The sequence below is a fragment of the Ewingella sp. AOP8-B2-18 genome (assembly GCF_052376015.1).
GTDB lineage: Bacteria > Pseudomonadota > Gammaproteobacteria > Enterobacterales > Enterobacteriaceae > Ewingella > Ewingella allii.
In genome coordinates this window covers 26496-42538 of the sequence record NZ_JBQSVB010000005.1, presented here as the reverse complement: position 1 = coordinate 42538, position 16043 = coordinate 26496, and the positions used below count along the sequence as shown (strand labels likewise).

At 55.1% G+C, this 16043-nt stretch carries 13 protein-coding genes; 4 read left to right on the top strand and 9 right to left on the bottom strand.

The features are described from left to right. The first annotated feature begins 51 nt into the window (after positions 1-51). On the top strand, positions 52-1416 hold the full coding sequence (gene mnmE / locus ACT3RR_RS11805) for a tRNA uridine-5-carboxymethylaminomethyl(34) synthesis GTPase MnmE (RefSeq protein ID WP_496200377.1): 1365 nt from the start codon (positions 52-54) through the stop codon (positions 1414-1416). A gap of 292 nt (positions 1417-1708) precedes the next feature. Here the strand turns inward: mnmE and ACT3RR_RS11800 are convergent, their stop codons facing one another. Together ACT3RR_RS11800 and ACT3RR_RS11795 are read right to left on the bottom strand one after the other, a co-directional pair. Next, positions 1709-2995: a c-type cytochrome gene (locus tag ACT3RR_RS11800; RefSeq protein ID WP_496200376.1), complete on the bottom strand. Its 1287-nt coding sequence runs from the start codon at positions 2993-2995 to the stop codon at positions 1709-1711. Between the two features lie 181 nt (positions 2996-3176). Further along, positions 3177-5072, bottom strand: a complete 1896-nt coding sequence (locus tag ACT3RR_RS11795; protein WP_396131741.1) for a methyl-accepting chemotaxis protein — start codon at positions 5070-5072, stop codon at positions 3177-3179. A 323-nt stretch (positions 5073-5395) separates the two neighbouring features. On the opposite strand from ACT3RR_RS11795, the gene ACT3RR_RS11790 reads away from it, so the two are divergent. Further along, the gene (locus ACT3RR_RS11790; protein ID WP_353503773.1) at positions 5396-6121 is read left to right on the top strand and encodes a 4'-phosphopantetheinyl transferase family protein; all 726 of its coding nucleotides are present in this window, start codon (positions 5396-5398) and stop codon (positions 6119-6121) included. 105 nt (positions 6122-6226) lie between these two features. Next, the gene (locus tag ACT3RR_RS11785; RefSeq protein ID WP_496200375.1) at positions 6227-6799 is read left to right on the top strand and encodes an NADPH-dependent FMN reductase; all 573 of its coding nucleotides are present in this window, start codon (positions 6227-6229) and stop codon (positions 6797-6799) included. A 75-nt stretch (positions 6800-6874) separates the two neighbouring features. Here ACT3RR_RS11785 and ACT3RR_RS11780 read toward each other — a convergent pair whose 3' ends face one another. After that, positions 6875-8212, bottom strand: a complete 1338-nt coding sequence (locus tag ACT3RR_RS11780) for an NCS2 family permease (protein WP_353503775.1) — start codon at positions 8210-8212, stop codon at positions 6875-6877. A gap of 187 nt (positions 8213-8399) precedes the next feature. Here ACT3RR_RS11780 and yieH point away from each other — a divergent pair, with 187 nt between their 5' ends. Next, entirely contained in the window at positions 8400-9101 is a 702-nt protein-coding gene (gene yieH / locus ACT3RR_RS11775; protein WP_485902922.1) for a 6-phosphogluconate phosphatase, read from the top strand. A 61-nt stretch (positions 9102-9162) separates the two neighbouring features. Here yieH and phoU read toward each other — a convergent pair whose 3' ends face one another. From phoU to glmS, 6 genes are all read right to left on the bottom strand, one after another. Then, the gene (phoU, locus tag ACT3RR_RS11770) at positions 9163-9897 is read right to left on the bottom strand and encodes a phosphate signaling complex protein PhoU (RefSeq protein ID WP_034794334.1); all 735 of its coding nucleotides are present in this window, start codon (positions 9895-9897) and stop codon (positions 9163-9165) included. 10 nt (positions 9898-9907) lie between these two features. Continuing rightward, positions 9908-10675: a phosphate ABC transporter ATP-binding protein PstB gene (gene pstB, locus ACT3RR_RS11765; RefSeq protein WP_017490418.1), complete on the bottom strand. Its 768-nt coding sequence runs from the start codon at positions 10673-10675 to the stop codon at positions 9908-9910. 109 nt (positions 10676-10784) lie between these two features. Continuing rightward, positions 10785-11672, bottom strand: a complete 888-nt coding sequence (gene pstA / locus ACT3RR_RS11760; RefSeq protein ID WP_034794340.1) for a phosphate ABC transporter permease PstA — start codon at positions 11670-11672, stop codon at positions 10785-10787. After that, complete coding sequence (gene pstC / locus ACT3RR_RS11755) at positions 11673-12629, bottom strand: phosphate ABC transporter permease PstC (RefSeq protein WP_353503777.1); 957 nt, start codon at positions 12627-12629, stop codon at positions 11673-11675. Positions 12630-12763: 134 nt separating this feature from the next. Continuing rightward, entirely contained in the window at positions 12764-13804 is a 1041-nt protein-coding gene (pstS, locus tag ACT3RR_RS11750; RefSeq protein ID WP_034794345.1) for a phosphate ABC transporter substrate-binding protein PstS, read from the bottom strand. Between the two features lie 273 nt (positions 13805-14077). Next, the gene (gene glmS / locus ACT3RR_RS11745) at positions 14078-15907 is read right to left on the bottom strand and encodes a glutamine--fructose-6-phosphate transaminase (isomerizing) (RefSeq protein WP_496200374.1); all 1830 of its coding nucleotides are present in this window, start codon (positions 15905-15907) and stop codon (positions 14078-14080) included. Positions 15908-16043 lie beyond the last annotated feature (136 nt).

Sequence of the window (16043 nt, the reverse complement as noted above, 5' to 3'; positions counted from 1 at the left end):
AAGGCGATCATTTGATCGCCTTTTGTACATTCAAAATAGAGATAATTCGCTATGAGCACCTCAGATACCATTGTTGCCCAAGCCACGCCTCCCGGCCGCGGCGGAGTCGGCATTCTGCGCGTTTCCGGCCGCGCGGCGAGCCAGATTGCGCAGGAGATCTTAGGTAAGCTGCCCAAGCCGCGCTACGCCGACTATCTGCCCTTCCGCGATGCGGACGGCTCGACGCTCGACCAGGGTATTGCCCTGTGGTTTCCCGGCCCGAACTCCTTCACCGGCGAAGACGTGCTGGAGCTGCAAGGCCACGGCGGCCCGGTTATCCTCGATTTGCTGCTTAAGCGTATTATCTCGCTGGACGGCGTGCGTATCGCGCGCCCGGGCGAGTTCTCTGAACGCGCCTTCCTCAATGACAAACTGGACTTAGCCCAGGCCGAAGCCATCGCTGACCTGATTGACGCCAGCTCCGAGCAGGCCGCGCGTTCGGCGGTAAACTCCCTACAGGGCGCATTTTCCAATCGTGTTCACCATTTGGTGGAAGCACTTACTCACCTGCGAATCTTTGTGGAAGCGGCGATCGACTTCCCCGATGAGGAAATCGACTTCCTGTCTGACGGCAAAATTGAGGCTCAACTCAATACGGTGATCGGCGACCTTGATGCCGTGCGTGCCGAGGCGCGTCAGGGCAGCCTGCTGCGCGAAGGAATGAAAGTGGTGATCGCCGGTCGTCCAAACGCCGGAAAATCAAGCTTGCTCAATGCGTTAGCGGGGCGCGAGGCGGCCATTGTCACCGACATCGCCGGTACCACCCGTGACGTGCTGCGCGAGCACATTCACCTCGACGGCATGCCGTTGCACATCATCGACACCGCCGGACTGCGCGAAGCCAGTGACGAAGTTGAGCGAATTGGTATCGAACGTGCGTGGAATGAGATCGAACAGGCCGACTTAGTGCTGTTTATGGTTGATGGCACCACCACCGACGCCACCGAGCCTGCGCAAATTTGGCCGGAGTTTATGGCCCGTCTGCCAGAGACATTGCCGATTGTCGTGGTGCGCAACAAGGCAGACATCACAGGTGAAACGCTGGGTATGACCGAAGTGATTGGTCACTCACTTATTCGCCTTTCGGCACGCACCGGCGACGGCGTAGACCTGCTGCGTGAGCATCTAAAGCAGGTTATGGGCTTCAATCACAATATGGAAGGGGGCTTCCTCGCCCGCCGCCGCCACCTACAGGCGCTGGAACTGGCGGCAGAACACCTGATCCGCGGCAAAGAGCAGCTTTTAGGCGCACGCGCCGGGGAATTACTGGCGGAAGAGCTGCGCATGTCCCAGCAAGCGCTAAGTGAAATCACCGGGGAATTCACCTCGGATGACCTGCTAGGCCGTATTTTCTCTAGCTTCTGCATCGGTAAATAAGCCAGAAACTCAATAAGTTTGTAAGTAAACACTAACCGCGTTAACTCTCTGTTAATGCGGTTTTTTTTCGACGAGTATCTCGGTATGGATTTTAAGCTGCTTGAGCTGAGTATCGGGATGAGCGAGAAGCAGATCGAAAAGCTGCTCTGAGTTGATTTATCGAAAGAAAAATCCATTGTGGAGCAGGTTTACCCTCACTCTTTTATGCCGTAAGAGGCAATCAAAACCATGCTTCAGTGCTACCACCAGCATTAATGCCGCATGCCAACACTGGCGGCAGACCCCCTACAATTTAGCCCTTATCCGGCCCCATCAACTCACGCATGGCTTTAACCTGTGCGGCGCTGACCTTTTCGGCCTGATTTCCCCAGCCGTTGCGGATGAAGTTTACGACGTCGGCGACTTCTTGATCTTCCAGTCGGTCGGCGAAGGCGGGCATTTTCGCTTCTTTGCCGGACGTGGCGGTGACCGGCGAGTGCGCGCCGCGCAGCACGATATTTATCATCGACGAAGGGTCGGCGCTGACCACCACCGGGTTTTGCGCCAGTTGCGGATATTTGTTCTTTTCACCCTGCCCGCTGGCTAAGTGGCAGTCGGCGCAGTTATCTATATAAAGCTGCGCGCCGGTAGCGGCGACGTCGCCTTTCTCTAAGGCCTGTGCGGTGGCGCTGTTATAGACCTGAACCCTAAATTGACCATCGGCCGGCAGCGATTTGAGATACACGGCAATCGCCTGCCGGTCGGCGTCGGTCAGGTATTGGGTGCTGTCCTGCACCACGTCCACCATCGAGCCAAAGGCGGTGCTTCGCGCCGTGTGGCCCTGCTGCAAGAACTGGGTGATATCGCCCTCGGTCCATTGCCCCAGCCCCGTGGTGGCGTCGCCGCGCAGGTTGGGCGCATGCCAACCGTCCAAGGTGCCGCCAGAAAGATAGGCGCGATCGCCGTTATCCAAAGCCTTCTCTTGGAAGCCGACGCCGCGCGGGGTATGGCAGCTGCCACAGTGCCCCAGCCCTTGAACCAGATAGGCACCGCGGTTCCAGTCGGCGGTCTGTTGAGGGTCCGAGTAGTAAGGCTTCTGTTGCAAAAACGCCTGATTCCACACTGCTAGCGGCCAGCGCATATTGAGTGGGAAAGGAATGTCGCTCGGCCGATTGGTTTGGGCGACGGGCGCGACCCGCTGGGTGAAGTAGAGGTATAAGTCGCGGGTGTCGCTGTCGGTGATTTTGTTGAATGAGGGGTAAGGCATCGCCGGATACAAGTGGTGGCCGTCTTGGGCAATGCCTTGGCGCAGCGCCCGGCTGAAATCCTGCTCGCTGTGAGTCCCAATGCCTGTCAGCCTGTCCGGCGTGATGTTACTGGCATAGATAGCCCCCACCGGCGTCATCATTTTCAGGCCACCGGCAAAAGGCCTGCCGCCCGGCGCAGTGTGGCAGGCAGCACAATCCCCGGCGCGCGCGAGATACTCGCCATGTTTAATCTGCGCGGCCAGGTCGCTGTCGTCATGGGCCGCCTGCGCCAGCCCGCTCAGCGCCATGGCGAGCCACAGCCCGTAAGACTTTATGGTTATTTTTCGCGTCATCCGGTGAGTTACTTTTGGGTCACAGTGAAGGTCTGCCATTATGCCGCCGAGCGGGGCTAAAAATCACTCAATTCACGCCACGAAATAAGGCCAGATCGTAACCATTGGTTTATGGCTGATTTGGGACATAAAAAAAGCCCGGCGCGCTGGCCGGGCTTGGATTAATGCCGTCAGAAGAAAATTAGAGTTTGAAGCCCGATACCACGGTTTCCAGCTGCAGGGTTTGATCCTGCATCGCCTGCGCGGCGGCAGACACCTGTTCCACCAGCGCGGCGTTCTGCTGGGTGGTGTTATCCAGCTGGGTGATCGCCACGTTCACCTGCTCAATCCCCAGACTCTGCTCTTGGCTGGAGGACATGATTTCATTCATCAGCGTGGCAACATTGTTCACCCCGGTCATCAGCTCATCCATGGTGCTGCCTGCCGTGGCGACCAGCTGGCTGCCGGAGGTAATATCCGCCACCGAATCCTCAATCAGCTTTTTGATTTCACGGGCTGAAGTGGCGGAACGCTGGGCCAGACTGCGTACTTCCGAGGCCACCACGGCGAATCCGCGCCCCTGTTCGCCCGCGCGCGCGGCTTCTACCGCGGCATTCAGCGCCAAGATATTGGTTTGGAAGGCAATGCCGTCAATCACGCTAATGATATCGACGATTTTCTTCGACGAGTTAGTGATCGAGCCCATGGTATCCACCACCTGACGCACCACCCGCGTGCCTTTCTCGGCAACGTTGGAGGCATCGCGCGCCAGCTGGTTGGCACTTTCGGCGTTGCCTGCGTTCTGTTTCACCGTGCTGGTCAGCTCTTCCATCGAGGCCGCCGTCTCTTCAATCGAGCTGGCCTGCTCCTCGGTTCGCGCCGAGAGATCCAGATTACCACTGGCAATCTGCCGCGACGCCGAGGCTATCGCCAGCGAGCTGTCGCCCACCTGCTTGAGCAGCGACTGGAGGAAGTCGAGGAAGTTGTTGAAGCTGCTATTCACCGCGTTGAACTCAGGGCTGCTGCTTTGCGGCAGGCGCTGGGTCAAGTCCGCGCCACCGGCCGAAAGCTGGCTGATGTTGCGATTCAGCGCGGCGAGCTGGCGCATAAACAGCTTGATGCCGGCAATCAGCACAATCAACAGCAGCAGAACCATCGGGACTTGCACCAGGCCTAGGCTCGCCAAAATGCTGTGCGTGCGCTGTAACAGCTGGCTGGTTGGCATATCAGTGGCGATGTACCACGGCCCTTGAATACGGCTCATGAACAGGGTGTGGCTGGTGCCGTCATTGTCATAATCCGCCACCAGAGTGCTGCTGTCTTTTATCCCATCGAGACTTTTTCTAATTTGCCCGGCCAGTGCAGACTGATCGCCCAGTGAGGCCAGTTTCGGCAGTTTTTCATCGCTGCTGTGGCTGGTACCGACAATGGTGCCATCCTGCTGAACGATATAAATCGTGCCGTGAACCTTTTTCTCCATATCAGCCACCAGCTGATTGAAGAAGCCCAGCGTGACATCAATGGTGGCCACGCCCCAAGGTTCAGATCCTTTGTAAATCGCCATCGCACAGTTGGTGCGCGGCTGGGTGCTGGCATCATCGAAATAGGCCGGAGCCCAGACGCACTGGCCCTTTTCACCTTTTAAAGCCCCGACGTACCACGACTGCTCGAAGTAGTTTGGCGACTCCGCGCTGTTCCAAAACGTATTTTCAGTTAGCTCATTGCTGCCATTGCGGGCAAAGAAGGTGCTGAACTTCACTTTGGCCGGATCGCGCTTGTTGGGCAGAGGCCAGATACCGCCGCCGAACACCGCGCTGTCGCCATACTGATCCACGAGTGGCGGCAGAAGTTTGTCGATGGAGGCGCTGTCCATCTGCGCCACGCTCTGGGTAATGCTTCGAACCTGCGACTCAACTTTATTCAGGCGATCGTTGATAGCAACCGCAATATCGTCAACCTGATTGGCGACTTGCGTGCTTTCGGCCTGTTTCAACTTGGGAGAGATATACACCTGGATGACGATAAGCGTAACGATAACCAGCACAATAAAAAATAAGCTGATCAAGGCGATAAAGCGTGATTGCGTTGTTTTTAACATTTTCGCGGTACTCACAGGCAAAGCAGCGAGAGCGCTGCTTAAGTACTAACGGCATTTTCTGAGGTTTCTTTATGTGCTGTTAGCAGATATATCTTGTAAGTCAGTTTCGGTCTGAAAACGCCAGAACATCCTTCGGGCAGCGAAATTTGTTAGTTGTGGGGGATTATCGTGATGTAGCTCACCTTTTTGGGATGGAAAGCGCATTTTTAAGCAGTGGAAATGCGATTAAAGGCGGTTTTTAAGCAGTTTTTAATGATTTCTCTTAATGTTATCCTTCCTTTCTTAATAGAAAATAAGCCGAACCATTAATCATGGAGTGAACAATGGCGTGCCATTTTGCTAGATGGGTTGCAGCGGAGCCTGAGCCGGATACTCACCGCCTTCCCCCGAACGTACTTTTATCTGCCAAAAGCCTTTCCGAAAAACAGCGTAAACGCTTTCTAAGTGGCCGCGTGCTGCTGGCCGAAATGATGTTTTACCTGTACGGCATTACCGAACTGCCCGCGATCATTACCCTGCCCAGCGGCCGCCCGAGCTTTGAATCGCAAAACCTGCCTGATTTCAGTCTGGCTTACGCCGGAACCACGGTCGGCGTGATGTTGAGCAGCGAAGGCAAGGTCGGGCTGGATTTGGAAGTGATCCACGCCCGCAGCGCGTTAATCAATTCGCAGCAGCAAGCCCAGCTGTCTGCCGTCGAACAGACATGGATCGCGCTACAAAGTGACCCGGTGGAGTCGGCGCTGCAACTGTGGTGTATTCGCCAAAGCATGCTGAAACTCTCCGGGCTGACGGAATACGGCGAGAGGAGCCTGAGCCTGAATCCGGCGTCGGGCCGCCTGCGCTCGGCCATCACTCCTGAAGCTCAGGTGATGAGTGACATCGATGGCTCTCTGACGTGGGCCTGTGCGCACTCTCCGGCTATCGCCCGTCTACTGTGCTGGCGATATTCACCCGAAAGTGGCTTTACTCGCACTCAAGCTCTCTCCATCCAGCAGCAGCCCAACTCGCCGCATTTTATGAAGTTCACCAGTCTGCCTCCGGCAAAGTAATGATTGCCTGCGAAAGCGCCGTGCGGATCGCTGTCCGGCGCCAGCAATCTGGTATAGATTTATTCTGAGCCTCATTCAAGACATTCCCCATAACAGGAGTCATTCATGTCAACGCAACCCCTGAAGTTTGTCACTCTGTTAGGCAGCCTGCGCAAAGGCTCGTACAACGCGATGGTCGCGCGAACCCTCCCTAAACTTGCACCTTCCGGCGTGAGTATTGAAGCTCTGCCGTCGATTGGCGCCCTGCCGCTGTATGACGCAGACGTGCAGCAAGAAGAGGGTTTCCCGGCGGATATCGAAGCCATTGCCGAGCAAATTCGTCAGGCTGACGGCCTGATCATCGTGACGCCGGAGTATAACTATTCGGTGCCGGGCGGGTTGAAGAATGCTATCGACTGGCTCTCGCGCCTGCCAAACCAGCCAATCGCGGGCAAACCGGTGCTGATCCAGACCAGCTCAATGGGGCCGATTGGCGGCGCGCGCTGCCAATATCACCTGCGCCAGATTTTGGTGTTCCTCGACGCCCAGGTGATGAACCGTCCTGAGTTTATGGGTGGCGTGATCCAGAGCAAAGTGGATGAGCAAACGGGCGAAGTGATTGAGCAAGGCACGCTGGATTTCCTCACCGGCCAGCTGAATGCCTTCGCCGACTTCACGCGCCGCGTCACGGCCAAATAACGCCAGCGGTAAGCCAAACGCCAAACGGCCCGTCACTCACATGACGGGCCGTTTTTTTATGTATCGATGCCGGAGTTAGTGGCTATCGACAAACACAATTTTCAGCACGAACAGCAGCGCGACAACCACCACGCACGGGCTGATCTCTCTCCAACGGCCGGTGCCGACTTTCATCACCACGTAGGAGATAAAGCCTAAGGCGATACCTTCGGTGATGGAGAAGCTGAACGGCATCATGACGGCGGTGACGAAAGCCGGAACAGCCTCGGTGAGGTCATCCCACGTGACGCGCGCCAGGCTTGAGGTCATCAGCACGCCCACGTAAATCAGCGCACCGGCGGCGGCATAGGCTGGCACCATTCCCGCCAGCGGGGAGAGGAAAATCACCAGCAAGAACAGGATGCCTGTCACCACGGCGGTCAGGCCGGTGCGGCCCCCTACGGAAACGCCTGAGGAGCTTTCGATGTAAGCCGTCACGGAAGAGGTGCCGACAAAAGCCCCGGCGACGGAGCTGATGCTGTCGACATACAGCGCCTGCTTCATCTGCGGGAATTTGCCTTGGGCGTCGGTCAGCCCGGCTTTGTCCGTCACGCCAATCAGCGTGCCTGAGGAGTCAAACAGGTTCACCAGCATGAAGGAGAAAATAACCCCCGCCAGCCCGATGTTTAACGAGTTTTTCAGGTCAACTTGCCCCACAACGGAGGTGACACTCGGCGGCATGGAGAAGAAGCCGGTGAAGTGTACGTCGCCGATAATAAGACCGATCACCGTCGTCACCACGATGGACACCAGCACCGCCGCGTGGATGTTACGCGAAGCCAGTACGGCAATGATGAAGAAGCCCAAGGCTCCCAGCAGCACGTTGTGCGAGGTCAGATTGCCGATGGTGACGATGGTGTCCGGGTTCGGCACAATAATGCCGGCGTTTTTCAGCCCCATCATGCCGATAAACAGCCCGATACCGGCCGTGATGCCAATTCTCAGGCTCACCGGAATATTGGCAATCATCCAATAGCGAATGCGGAAAATGGTCAGCAAAAGGAAACCGATTGCGCCCCAGAAAATAGCACCCATGCCGATCTGCCATGAAATGCCCATCGCGCCAACCACGACAAAGGCGAAGAACGCGTTCAGCCCCATCGCTGGTGCCAGCGCCACCGGCAAGTTAGCCACCACGCCCATCAGGATGCTGCCGAACGCGGCGATCAGACAGGTGGTCACGAACACAGCCTGTTTATCCATACCGGCCACGCCAAGGATCTGCGGGTTCACGAACACGATATAGACCATGGTCAGGAACGTCGTCAGCCCGGCGATAGTTTCAGTACGTACGGTGGTGCCGTGCTGCGTCAGTTTAAACAGACGTTCGAACAGGCCCTGTCCGCTGGAGACATTGCTTTGTGGTTTACTCATTGAGTGGGTTCCGAAGAAGGGAAAAAACAGTCGACGGCTATCCTACCCCAAAAAGTGCTTTTTGGATGCCACTCGGCAGGATTTTTTCTGGCACGAAAAGCAGCACATTTTGTCGCGTACAGGATAGAGTTGAGGTCAAAGATCCTAAATTCATGATGCCATGACAAAAATCTCTGCCGGAGGAAATATGTCCGTAAGCCAAAATATTGAAAACAATGACCCGTTGCCGATCGACTGCGTGCTTTTTGACTGTGACGGCACGTTGGTGGACAGCGAACTGCTGTGCTGCGAAGCCTACGTGGAGATGTTCGCGCACTTTGGCGTTACCGTCTCCTTTGACGAGATGTACAAGACTTACAAAGGCGTCAAGCTCTACGAAATCATCGCCATCATCAATAAACAGCACGGGCTGGATGTGCCGAAAGAAGAGATGGAAGTGATTTTCCGCCAGCACGTGGCGCGGCTGTTTGATAGCAAACTGACGGCCATCGACGGCGTGCACCAGCTGTTAGAGCAGATTCAGGTGCCTATGTGTGTAGTTTCCAATGGCCCGGTGAGCAAAATGCAGCTTTCACTCGGCAAAACCGGCCTATTGCCGTTTATGGGCGATAACCTGTTCAGCGGCTACGACTTGCAGCGCTGGAAGCCCGATCCGGCCGTGCTGTATAAAGCCGCCGAGGTGATGAAGGTGGACATCAAACGCTGCATTCTGGTGGAAGATTCCGTGGCAGGCGCGCAGGCGGGGATCGCCGCCGGCATTCCAGTCTTTTACTACTGCGCCGACCCGCACAACCCGCCTCTCGACAACCCGCTAGTAACTACTTTCCACGATATGCGCGAACTGCCCGCACTGTGGCGCGCCAAGGGTTACACCATTACAGCGCGCTAGAAAGCAGAAAAGCAAAAGGCCTCGCGAGGAGGCCTTTTCGTTCGAGCAGAAAGGGAAGCTGTTAGTCTTCTTTCTTCTCTTTTTTGCTGTCAGTCAGCAGCTTGTCCAGCGCGTCGCCGCCCACGTGACGGAAATCCTGACCCTTCACGAAGTAGAAGATGAATTCGCAGATATTCTGGCAACGGTCACCGATACGCTCGATAGAACGGGCGCAGAACAGCGCGGTCAGCACGCTTGGAATGGTGCGCGGATCTTCCATCATATAAGTCATTAACTGACGCACAATGCCTTCGTATTCCTGATCGACTTTCTTGTCTTCGCGATAAATCCGCACTGCCTCGTCGAGATCCATACGGGCAAAGGCGTCCAGCACGTCATGCAGCATCTGCACCGTGTGGCGGCCCAGAGACTCCAGGCTGACCAGCAGCGGCTGATGCAGATGGGAGAACTTCTCCAGCGCCGTGCGGCAGATTTTGTCCGCCACGTCACCAATGCGTTCCAGTTCGGAAATGGTTTTGATGATCGCCATCACCAAGCGTAAGTCGCTGGCGGTCGGCTGGCGTTTCGCGATGATGCGTACGCAAGCTTCGTCGATAGCCACTTCCATCATGTTAACTTTGTCATCGCCTTTGATGACCTGCTGAGCCAGCTCGCCATCCTGATTGTGCATGGCGGTAATGGCGTCAGTCAGTTGTTGCTCAACCAGACCGCCCATCGCCAGCACCTGAGTACGGATGTGCTCAAGCTCTGCATTGAACTGGCCGGAAATGTGTTTATTTAAGTTCAGGTTATCCATTTTTCTTACCTCAACCGTAACGGCCAGTGATGTAGTCTTCAGTTTGTTTGCGCGCCGGTGACGTGAACAGCGAGTCGGTGTCGCTGTATTCAATCAATTCACCTAAATACATGAACGCCGTGCGGTCGGAACAACGCGCAGCCTGCTGCATGTTGTGCGTCACGATAACCACGGTGTAGTCCGATTTCAGCTCGGTGATCAGCTCTTCAATGCGGCCGGTAGAGATCGGGTCCAGCGCCGAGCATGGCTCATCGAGCAGCAGCACGTCTGGGCGGATCGCGATACCGCGCGCAATACACAGACGCTGTTGCTGACCACCAGACAGGCTGTAGCCGCTCTGATGCAGTTTATCTTTGGATTCGTTCCACAGCGCGGCTTTGGTCAACGCCCACTGAACGCGCTCGTCCATGTCGGTGCGAGACAGCTTCTCAAACAGGCGAACGCCGAAGGCGATGTTGTCATAAATCGACATCGGGAATGGCGTTGGCTTCTGGAATACCATGCCGACTTTGGCGCGCAGCAGCGCGATGTCCTGCTTATCCACCAGAATGTTTTCGCCGTCGAGCAGGATTTCACCTTCCGCGCGCTGTTCTGGGTAGAGCTGGTACATTTTGTTGAATGTGCGCAGCAGCGTCGATTTACCGCAGCCGGATGGGCCGATAAAGGCGGTGACTTCATTCTTGGCGATATCCAGGGAGATATTTTTCAGCGCATGGAATTTGCCGTAATAAAAGTTCAGGTCGCGAACCTGGATTTTGCTGTTGGATGCGTCAGTCATTCGACTCATTAAGACATCTCTCTTTTATCTTTCGCGCGCCGCAGCTGCGACGCCGGGTAACTGTGATGGCGGCCGGAGCCACCCTCAATAAATGTTATTTTGCTCTAACTTACTGTTTTTTCTTGGCGAAAATCACACGCGCCAGAATATTCAGCAGCAGGACGCAGACGGTGATCAGCAATACACCTGCCCAAGCCAGCTCTTGCCACTCGCTAAACGGACTCATCGCGAATTTGAAGATGGTCACTGGCAAGTTGGCAATCGGCTGCATCATGTCGGTGCTCCAGAACTGGTTGGAGAGCGACGTAAACAGCAGCGGTGCGGTTTCACCGGCAATACGGGCAATCGCCAGCAGGATACCGGTCATGATCCCCGACACCGACGCTTTCAGCGTAATAGCAGAAATCATCTTCCACTTTGGCGTACCCAGCGCGTAGGCCGCTTCACGCAGGCTGTCCGGCACCAGTTTGAGCATGTTTTCCGTGGTACGGATAACAATAGGTATTTGCAGCAATGCCAGTGCCAGCACGCCAGCCCAACCGGAGAAGTGACCCATTTTCGCCACCACGATGGTGTAAACGAACAGGCCAACCACGATGGAAGGCGCGGAGAGCAGAATGTCATTGATGAAGCGAATCACTTCGGCCAGCGGCGATTTACGGCCATATTCAGCCAGATAAACACCCGCCATCACGCCGAGCGGGGTACCAATCACGGTCGCCCACAGGATCAACAGGCCGCTACCGGCAATGGCGTTCGCCAAACCACCACCCGCGGTGTTCGGCGGAGGGGTGTTTTCGGTGAACAGCGCCAAGGACATGCCGTCGACACCTTTCACTACGGTGGTGAATAAGATCCACACCAGCCAGAAGAGGCCGAAAGCCATGGTTGCCATCGACAACAGCAGGGCAACGCGGTTCTTTTGACGGCGCCACGCCTGACGTTTACGGCGTGACTGTAATAAAGCTTCGTTGCTTTGCATTTCCATCGTGGTCATTTAGCGGCCCTCTTTCTTAGCAAGACGCAGAATCATCACTTTGGACAAGGCCAGAACGATGAAGGTGATAACAAACAGAATCAGACCGAGTTCCATCAGCGCCGAGGTGTGCAGGCCAGCTTCGGCTTCGGCAAACTCATTCGCCAACGCGGAGGTAATACTGTTGCCCGGCATATACAGCGATGCGCTGTCGAGCTGGTAGGTGTTACCGATGATAAAGGTCACCGCCATGGTTTCACCCAGCGCACGGCCAAGACCCAGCATGATGCCGCCGATAACGCCGTTTTTGGTGAAAGGTAGCACGATGCGCCAGATAACTTCCCACGTCGTACAGCCGATGCCGTACGCGGACTCTTTCATCATCACCGGCGTCTGCTCAAACACGTCACGCATCACGGAGGCGATATAAGGGATGATCATGATGGCGAGGATCACGCCAGCGGCCAGAATACCGATACCAAAGCCCGGGCCTGCGAACAGGGCGCCAACGATAGGAATACCGGAAAGGACTTCGCCAACGGGAGTCTGGAAATAGGTAGCAAACAGCGGCGCGAAGATAAACAGGCCCCACATGCCGTAAACAATGCTGGGGATAGCCGCCAGCAGTTCAATCGCAATCCCCAGCGGGCGGCGCAACCAGTTAGGTGCCAGCTCGGTGAGGAACAGTGCGATACCAAAGCTGACCGGAACAGCAATCAGCAAGGCGATAATCGAGGTGACAACCGTGCCGTAAATTGGCACCAGTGCGCCGAATTGTTCGTTCGGTGCGTCCCAGGTTTTCGTCCACAGGAAAGAGAAACCAAATTTCTCGATGCTTGGTAATGAGGCAATAAACAGCGAGACGATAATACCGCCCAGCAGCAATAGCACAATCAGCGCTGCCAGCTTAACTAGCGCGCCGAAGATGATGTCACCGTTTTTACTTGGTGCTTTGATAGACGGCTTGTATTCAGCCATACCACTCTCTTCTTGTTCAGATTTAATTCCCTCTCCGGACGGAGAGGGAATGAGGCAGAAGACCTGTACTCTAACTCAAAATCATTTAAGTTCCATCAAGGCGACCAACGCCGAGACAACTTAAAGATGATTGATTAGTAAAGAGCTTTACCGCTGCTGTCTTTGATATTGGATTTCCATGCTGCGCGAACTTGTTCAACAACAGATTCTGGCAGAGTGGCGTAATCCAAATCAGTAGTCAGCTTGCCGCCGTTTTTATAAGACCAGTCAAAGAACTTCAGCACTTCAGCGCCGTTGGCTGCGTTAGCCTGCTCTTTGTAAACCAGAATGAAGGTGGTAGAGCTGATTGGCCACGCGTTGTCGCCTTTCTGGTTAGTCAGGTCCTGAGCAAAGGTTTTCTTCCAGTCAGCGCCTTTAGCTGCCGCGCTGAAAGAGGCTTCAGTTGGGCTGATTGACTTACCGTCTGCATCCACCAGCTTGGTGTATGCCAGATTGTTTTGTTTAGCGTAAGCGTATTCAACATAACCGATTGAGCCCGGCAGACGTTGAACGAAAGCAGCAACGCCGTCGTTACCCTTGCCGCCCAGACCGACAGGCCAGTTTACCGTTGAACCTGCGCCAATCTTGTCTTTCCACTCAGAGCTAACTTTTGTCAGGTAGCTGGTGAACACGAAAGAGGTACCTGAACCGTCAGCACGGCGCACAACCGCGATGTTGGTGTCTGGCAGTTTCACGCCTGGGTTCAGCTTAGTGATTGCCGCGTCATTCCATTTTTTGATTTTGCCCAGGTAGATATCACCCAGCGTTGCGCCATCCAGCGTCAACTGACCTGATTTGATGCCCGGGATGTTAACAGCCAGTACCACGCCACCGATCACGGTTGGGAATTGGAACAGACCGTTCTTTTGCAGGTCTTCTTCTTTCATTGGCGCATCAGAAGCACCGAAGTCGACAGTTTTAGCGATGATTTGCTTAACGCCGCCGGAAGAACCGATACCCTGATAGTTAACCTGATTACCAGTAGCTTTTTGATAAGCGTCAGCCCATTTGGCATACACAGGTGCAGGGAAGGTGCCGCCAGCGCCAGTCAAGTTACTAGCAGCGAAAGCAGACATTGCTGTGAGGGAGAAAGTCGCTGCCACAATACCGGCGACGGTGTTACGCATCAATTTCATGTTCCACTCCTAGTGGTTTCTTATTTGTTCGATCTTGGGTTCGACCCAGCTCGAGGCTACTTAAAGTGTTTGGCACAGGAGGAAAATAGGACAGTTTGGTGACAGTAAAATGTACGTTATATGACAGTTTTATGACAAAGGTCACAAAATAGCCGATGCGGGCAGGTTCTTGAGATTTGGAGGGTAAAAAGCCGACCCGGAGGTCGGCTTAAGCTGTCACATTCCAGTAATACCCTAAATCATTCGCGTTGTAGCGCGAAAGATGACGGGTATTTATTCGACGGTGACAGACTTCGCTAGGTTACGTGGCTGATCGACGTCGGTACCTTTGATCAGGGCAACATAGTAGGAAAGCAGCTGTAACGGCACGGTGTAGAAGATAGGGGCAACGATTTCTTCCACGTGTGGCAGTTGGATAATCTTCATGCCGTCTGAGTCGGTGAAACCCGCATCCTGATCGGCGAAGACGTACAACAAGCCGCCGCGCGCGCGCACTTCTTCAATGTTCGACTTCAGCTTTTCCAGCAATTCGTTGTTAGGTGCTACAACGATTACTGGCATATCAGCATCAATCAGCGCCAGCGGGCCGTGTTTCAACTCACCCGCGGCATAGGCTTCAGCGTGAATATAAGAAATCTCTTTCAGCTTCAGCGCACCTTCCATCGCGATCGGATATTGGTCGCCACGGCCCAAGAACAGGGCGTGATGCTTGTCAGAGAAGCCTTCAGCCAGAGATTCGATAGTTTTATCCAGCGACAGCATCTGTTCGATACGCGCAGGTAAGGCCTGCAGCGCGTGCACGATGTCGTGTTCGACCTGAGCGTCCATCCCTTTCAGGCGGCCCATACGCGCCACCAGCATCAGCAGAACGGTTAACTGGGTGGTGAACGCTTTGGTGGATGCCACGCCGATTTCGGTGCCCGCCTTGGTCATCAGTGCCAGATCCGACTCACGCACCAGCGAAGAACCCGCCACGTTACACACGGCCAGCGAGCCCAGATAACCCAGCTCTTTGGACAGGCGCAGCGCTGCCAGCGTGTCAGCCGTCTCGCCGGATTGCGACAGGGTGATGATCAGGCTGTTCGGGCGCACGGCGGATTTGCGGTAGCGGAATTCAGAGGCGATTTCGACATCACAAGGCATGCCAGCCAGAGATTCAAACCAGTAGCGCGCCACCATGCCGGAGTTGTAAGAGGTCCCGCAGGCAATAATCTGCACATGCTGCACGCGAGACAAGATCTCGTCGGCTTTCTCACCCAGTTCGCTCAGATTCACCTGACCCTGGCTGAAGCGACCTTCCAGCGTGTTTTTAATCGCCAGAGGTTGCTCGTAAATCTCTTTTTGCATGTAGTGACGGTAAACGCCTTTATCACCGGCGTCATACTGCACGTTAGATTCGATTTCAGCGCGATGTACCGCGTGACCCTTGTTGTCAAAGACGTTCACCGTGCGGCGGGTAATTTCCGCCACGTCGCCTTCTTCAAGGAACATGAAGCGGCGAGTGACAGGCAACAGGGCAAGCTGGTCAGACGCGATGAAGTTTTCACCCACGCCCAGACCAATCACCAGCGGGCTTCCGGAGCGCGCGGCCACCAGCACGGACGGATCGCGACGGTCCATCACCACCGTGCCATAAGCGCCACGCAGTTGAGGAATAACGCGCTGAACCACTTCCAGCAGCGTGCCGCCCTGCAATTGCTCCCAATGAACCAGATGGGCGATAACTTCGGTATCTGTTTCAGAATCAAAGCGATAACCGCGTTCGATCAACAGAGCACGCAGAGGTTCGTGGTTTTCGATAATACCGTTATGCACCACGGCAATGTAATCAGACACATGCGGGTGGGCATTCGCTTCAGAAGGCTCGCCGTGGGTCGCCCAGCGGGTGTGCGCAATGCCGGTGCCGCCGCTCAAAGGCGTTTGTGCCAGAGCATCAGCCAGCATTTGCACTTTACCTACGCGACGCAGACGGTTCAGCTTGCCATCGGCATCGACCACCGCCAGACCCGCTGAGTCATAACCGCGATACTCGAGGCGGCGTAAACCTTCTAACAGAATTTCTGCAATATCACGTTGCGCTACTGCGCCAACAATTCCACACATCAGTTTTATTCCTATTTAAAGCCTGTTCACAGACCTTATTTTTGTCGCCTGACCTGATTGATATCCGGATTTTTTCCGGGTTCCCCGAGCCTTGTAGAAGTTGGGGATTATTATGTTTTGGTCTGCATTTCCTGTG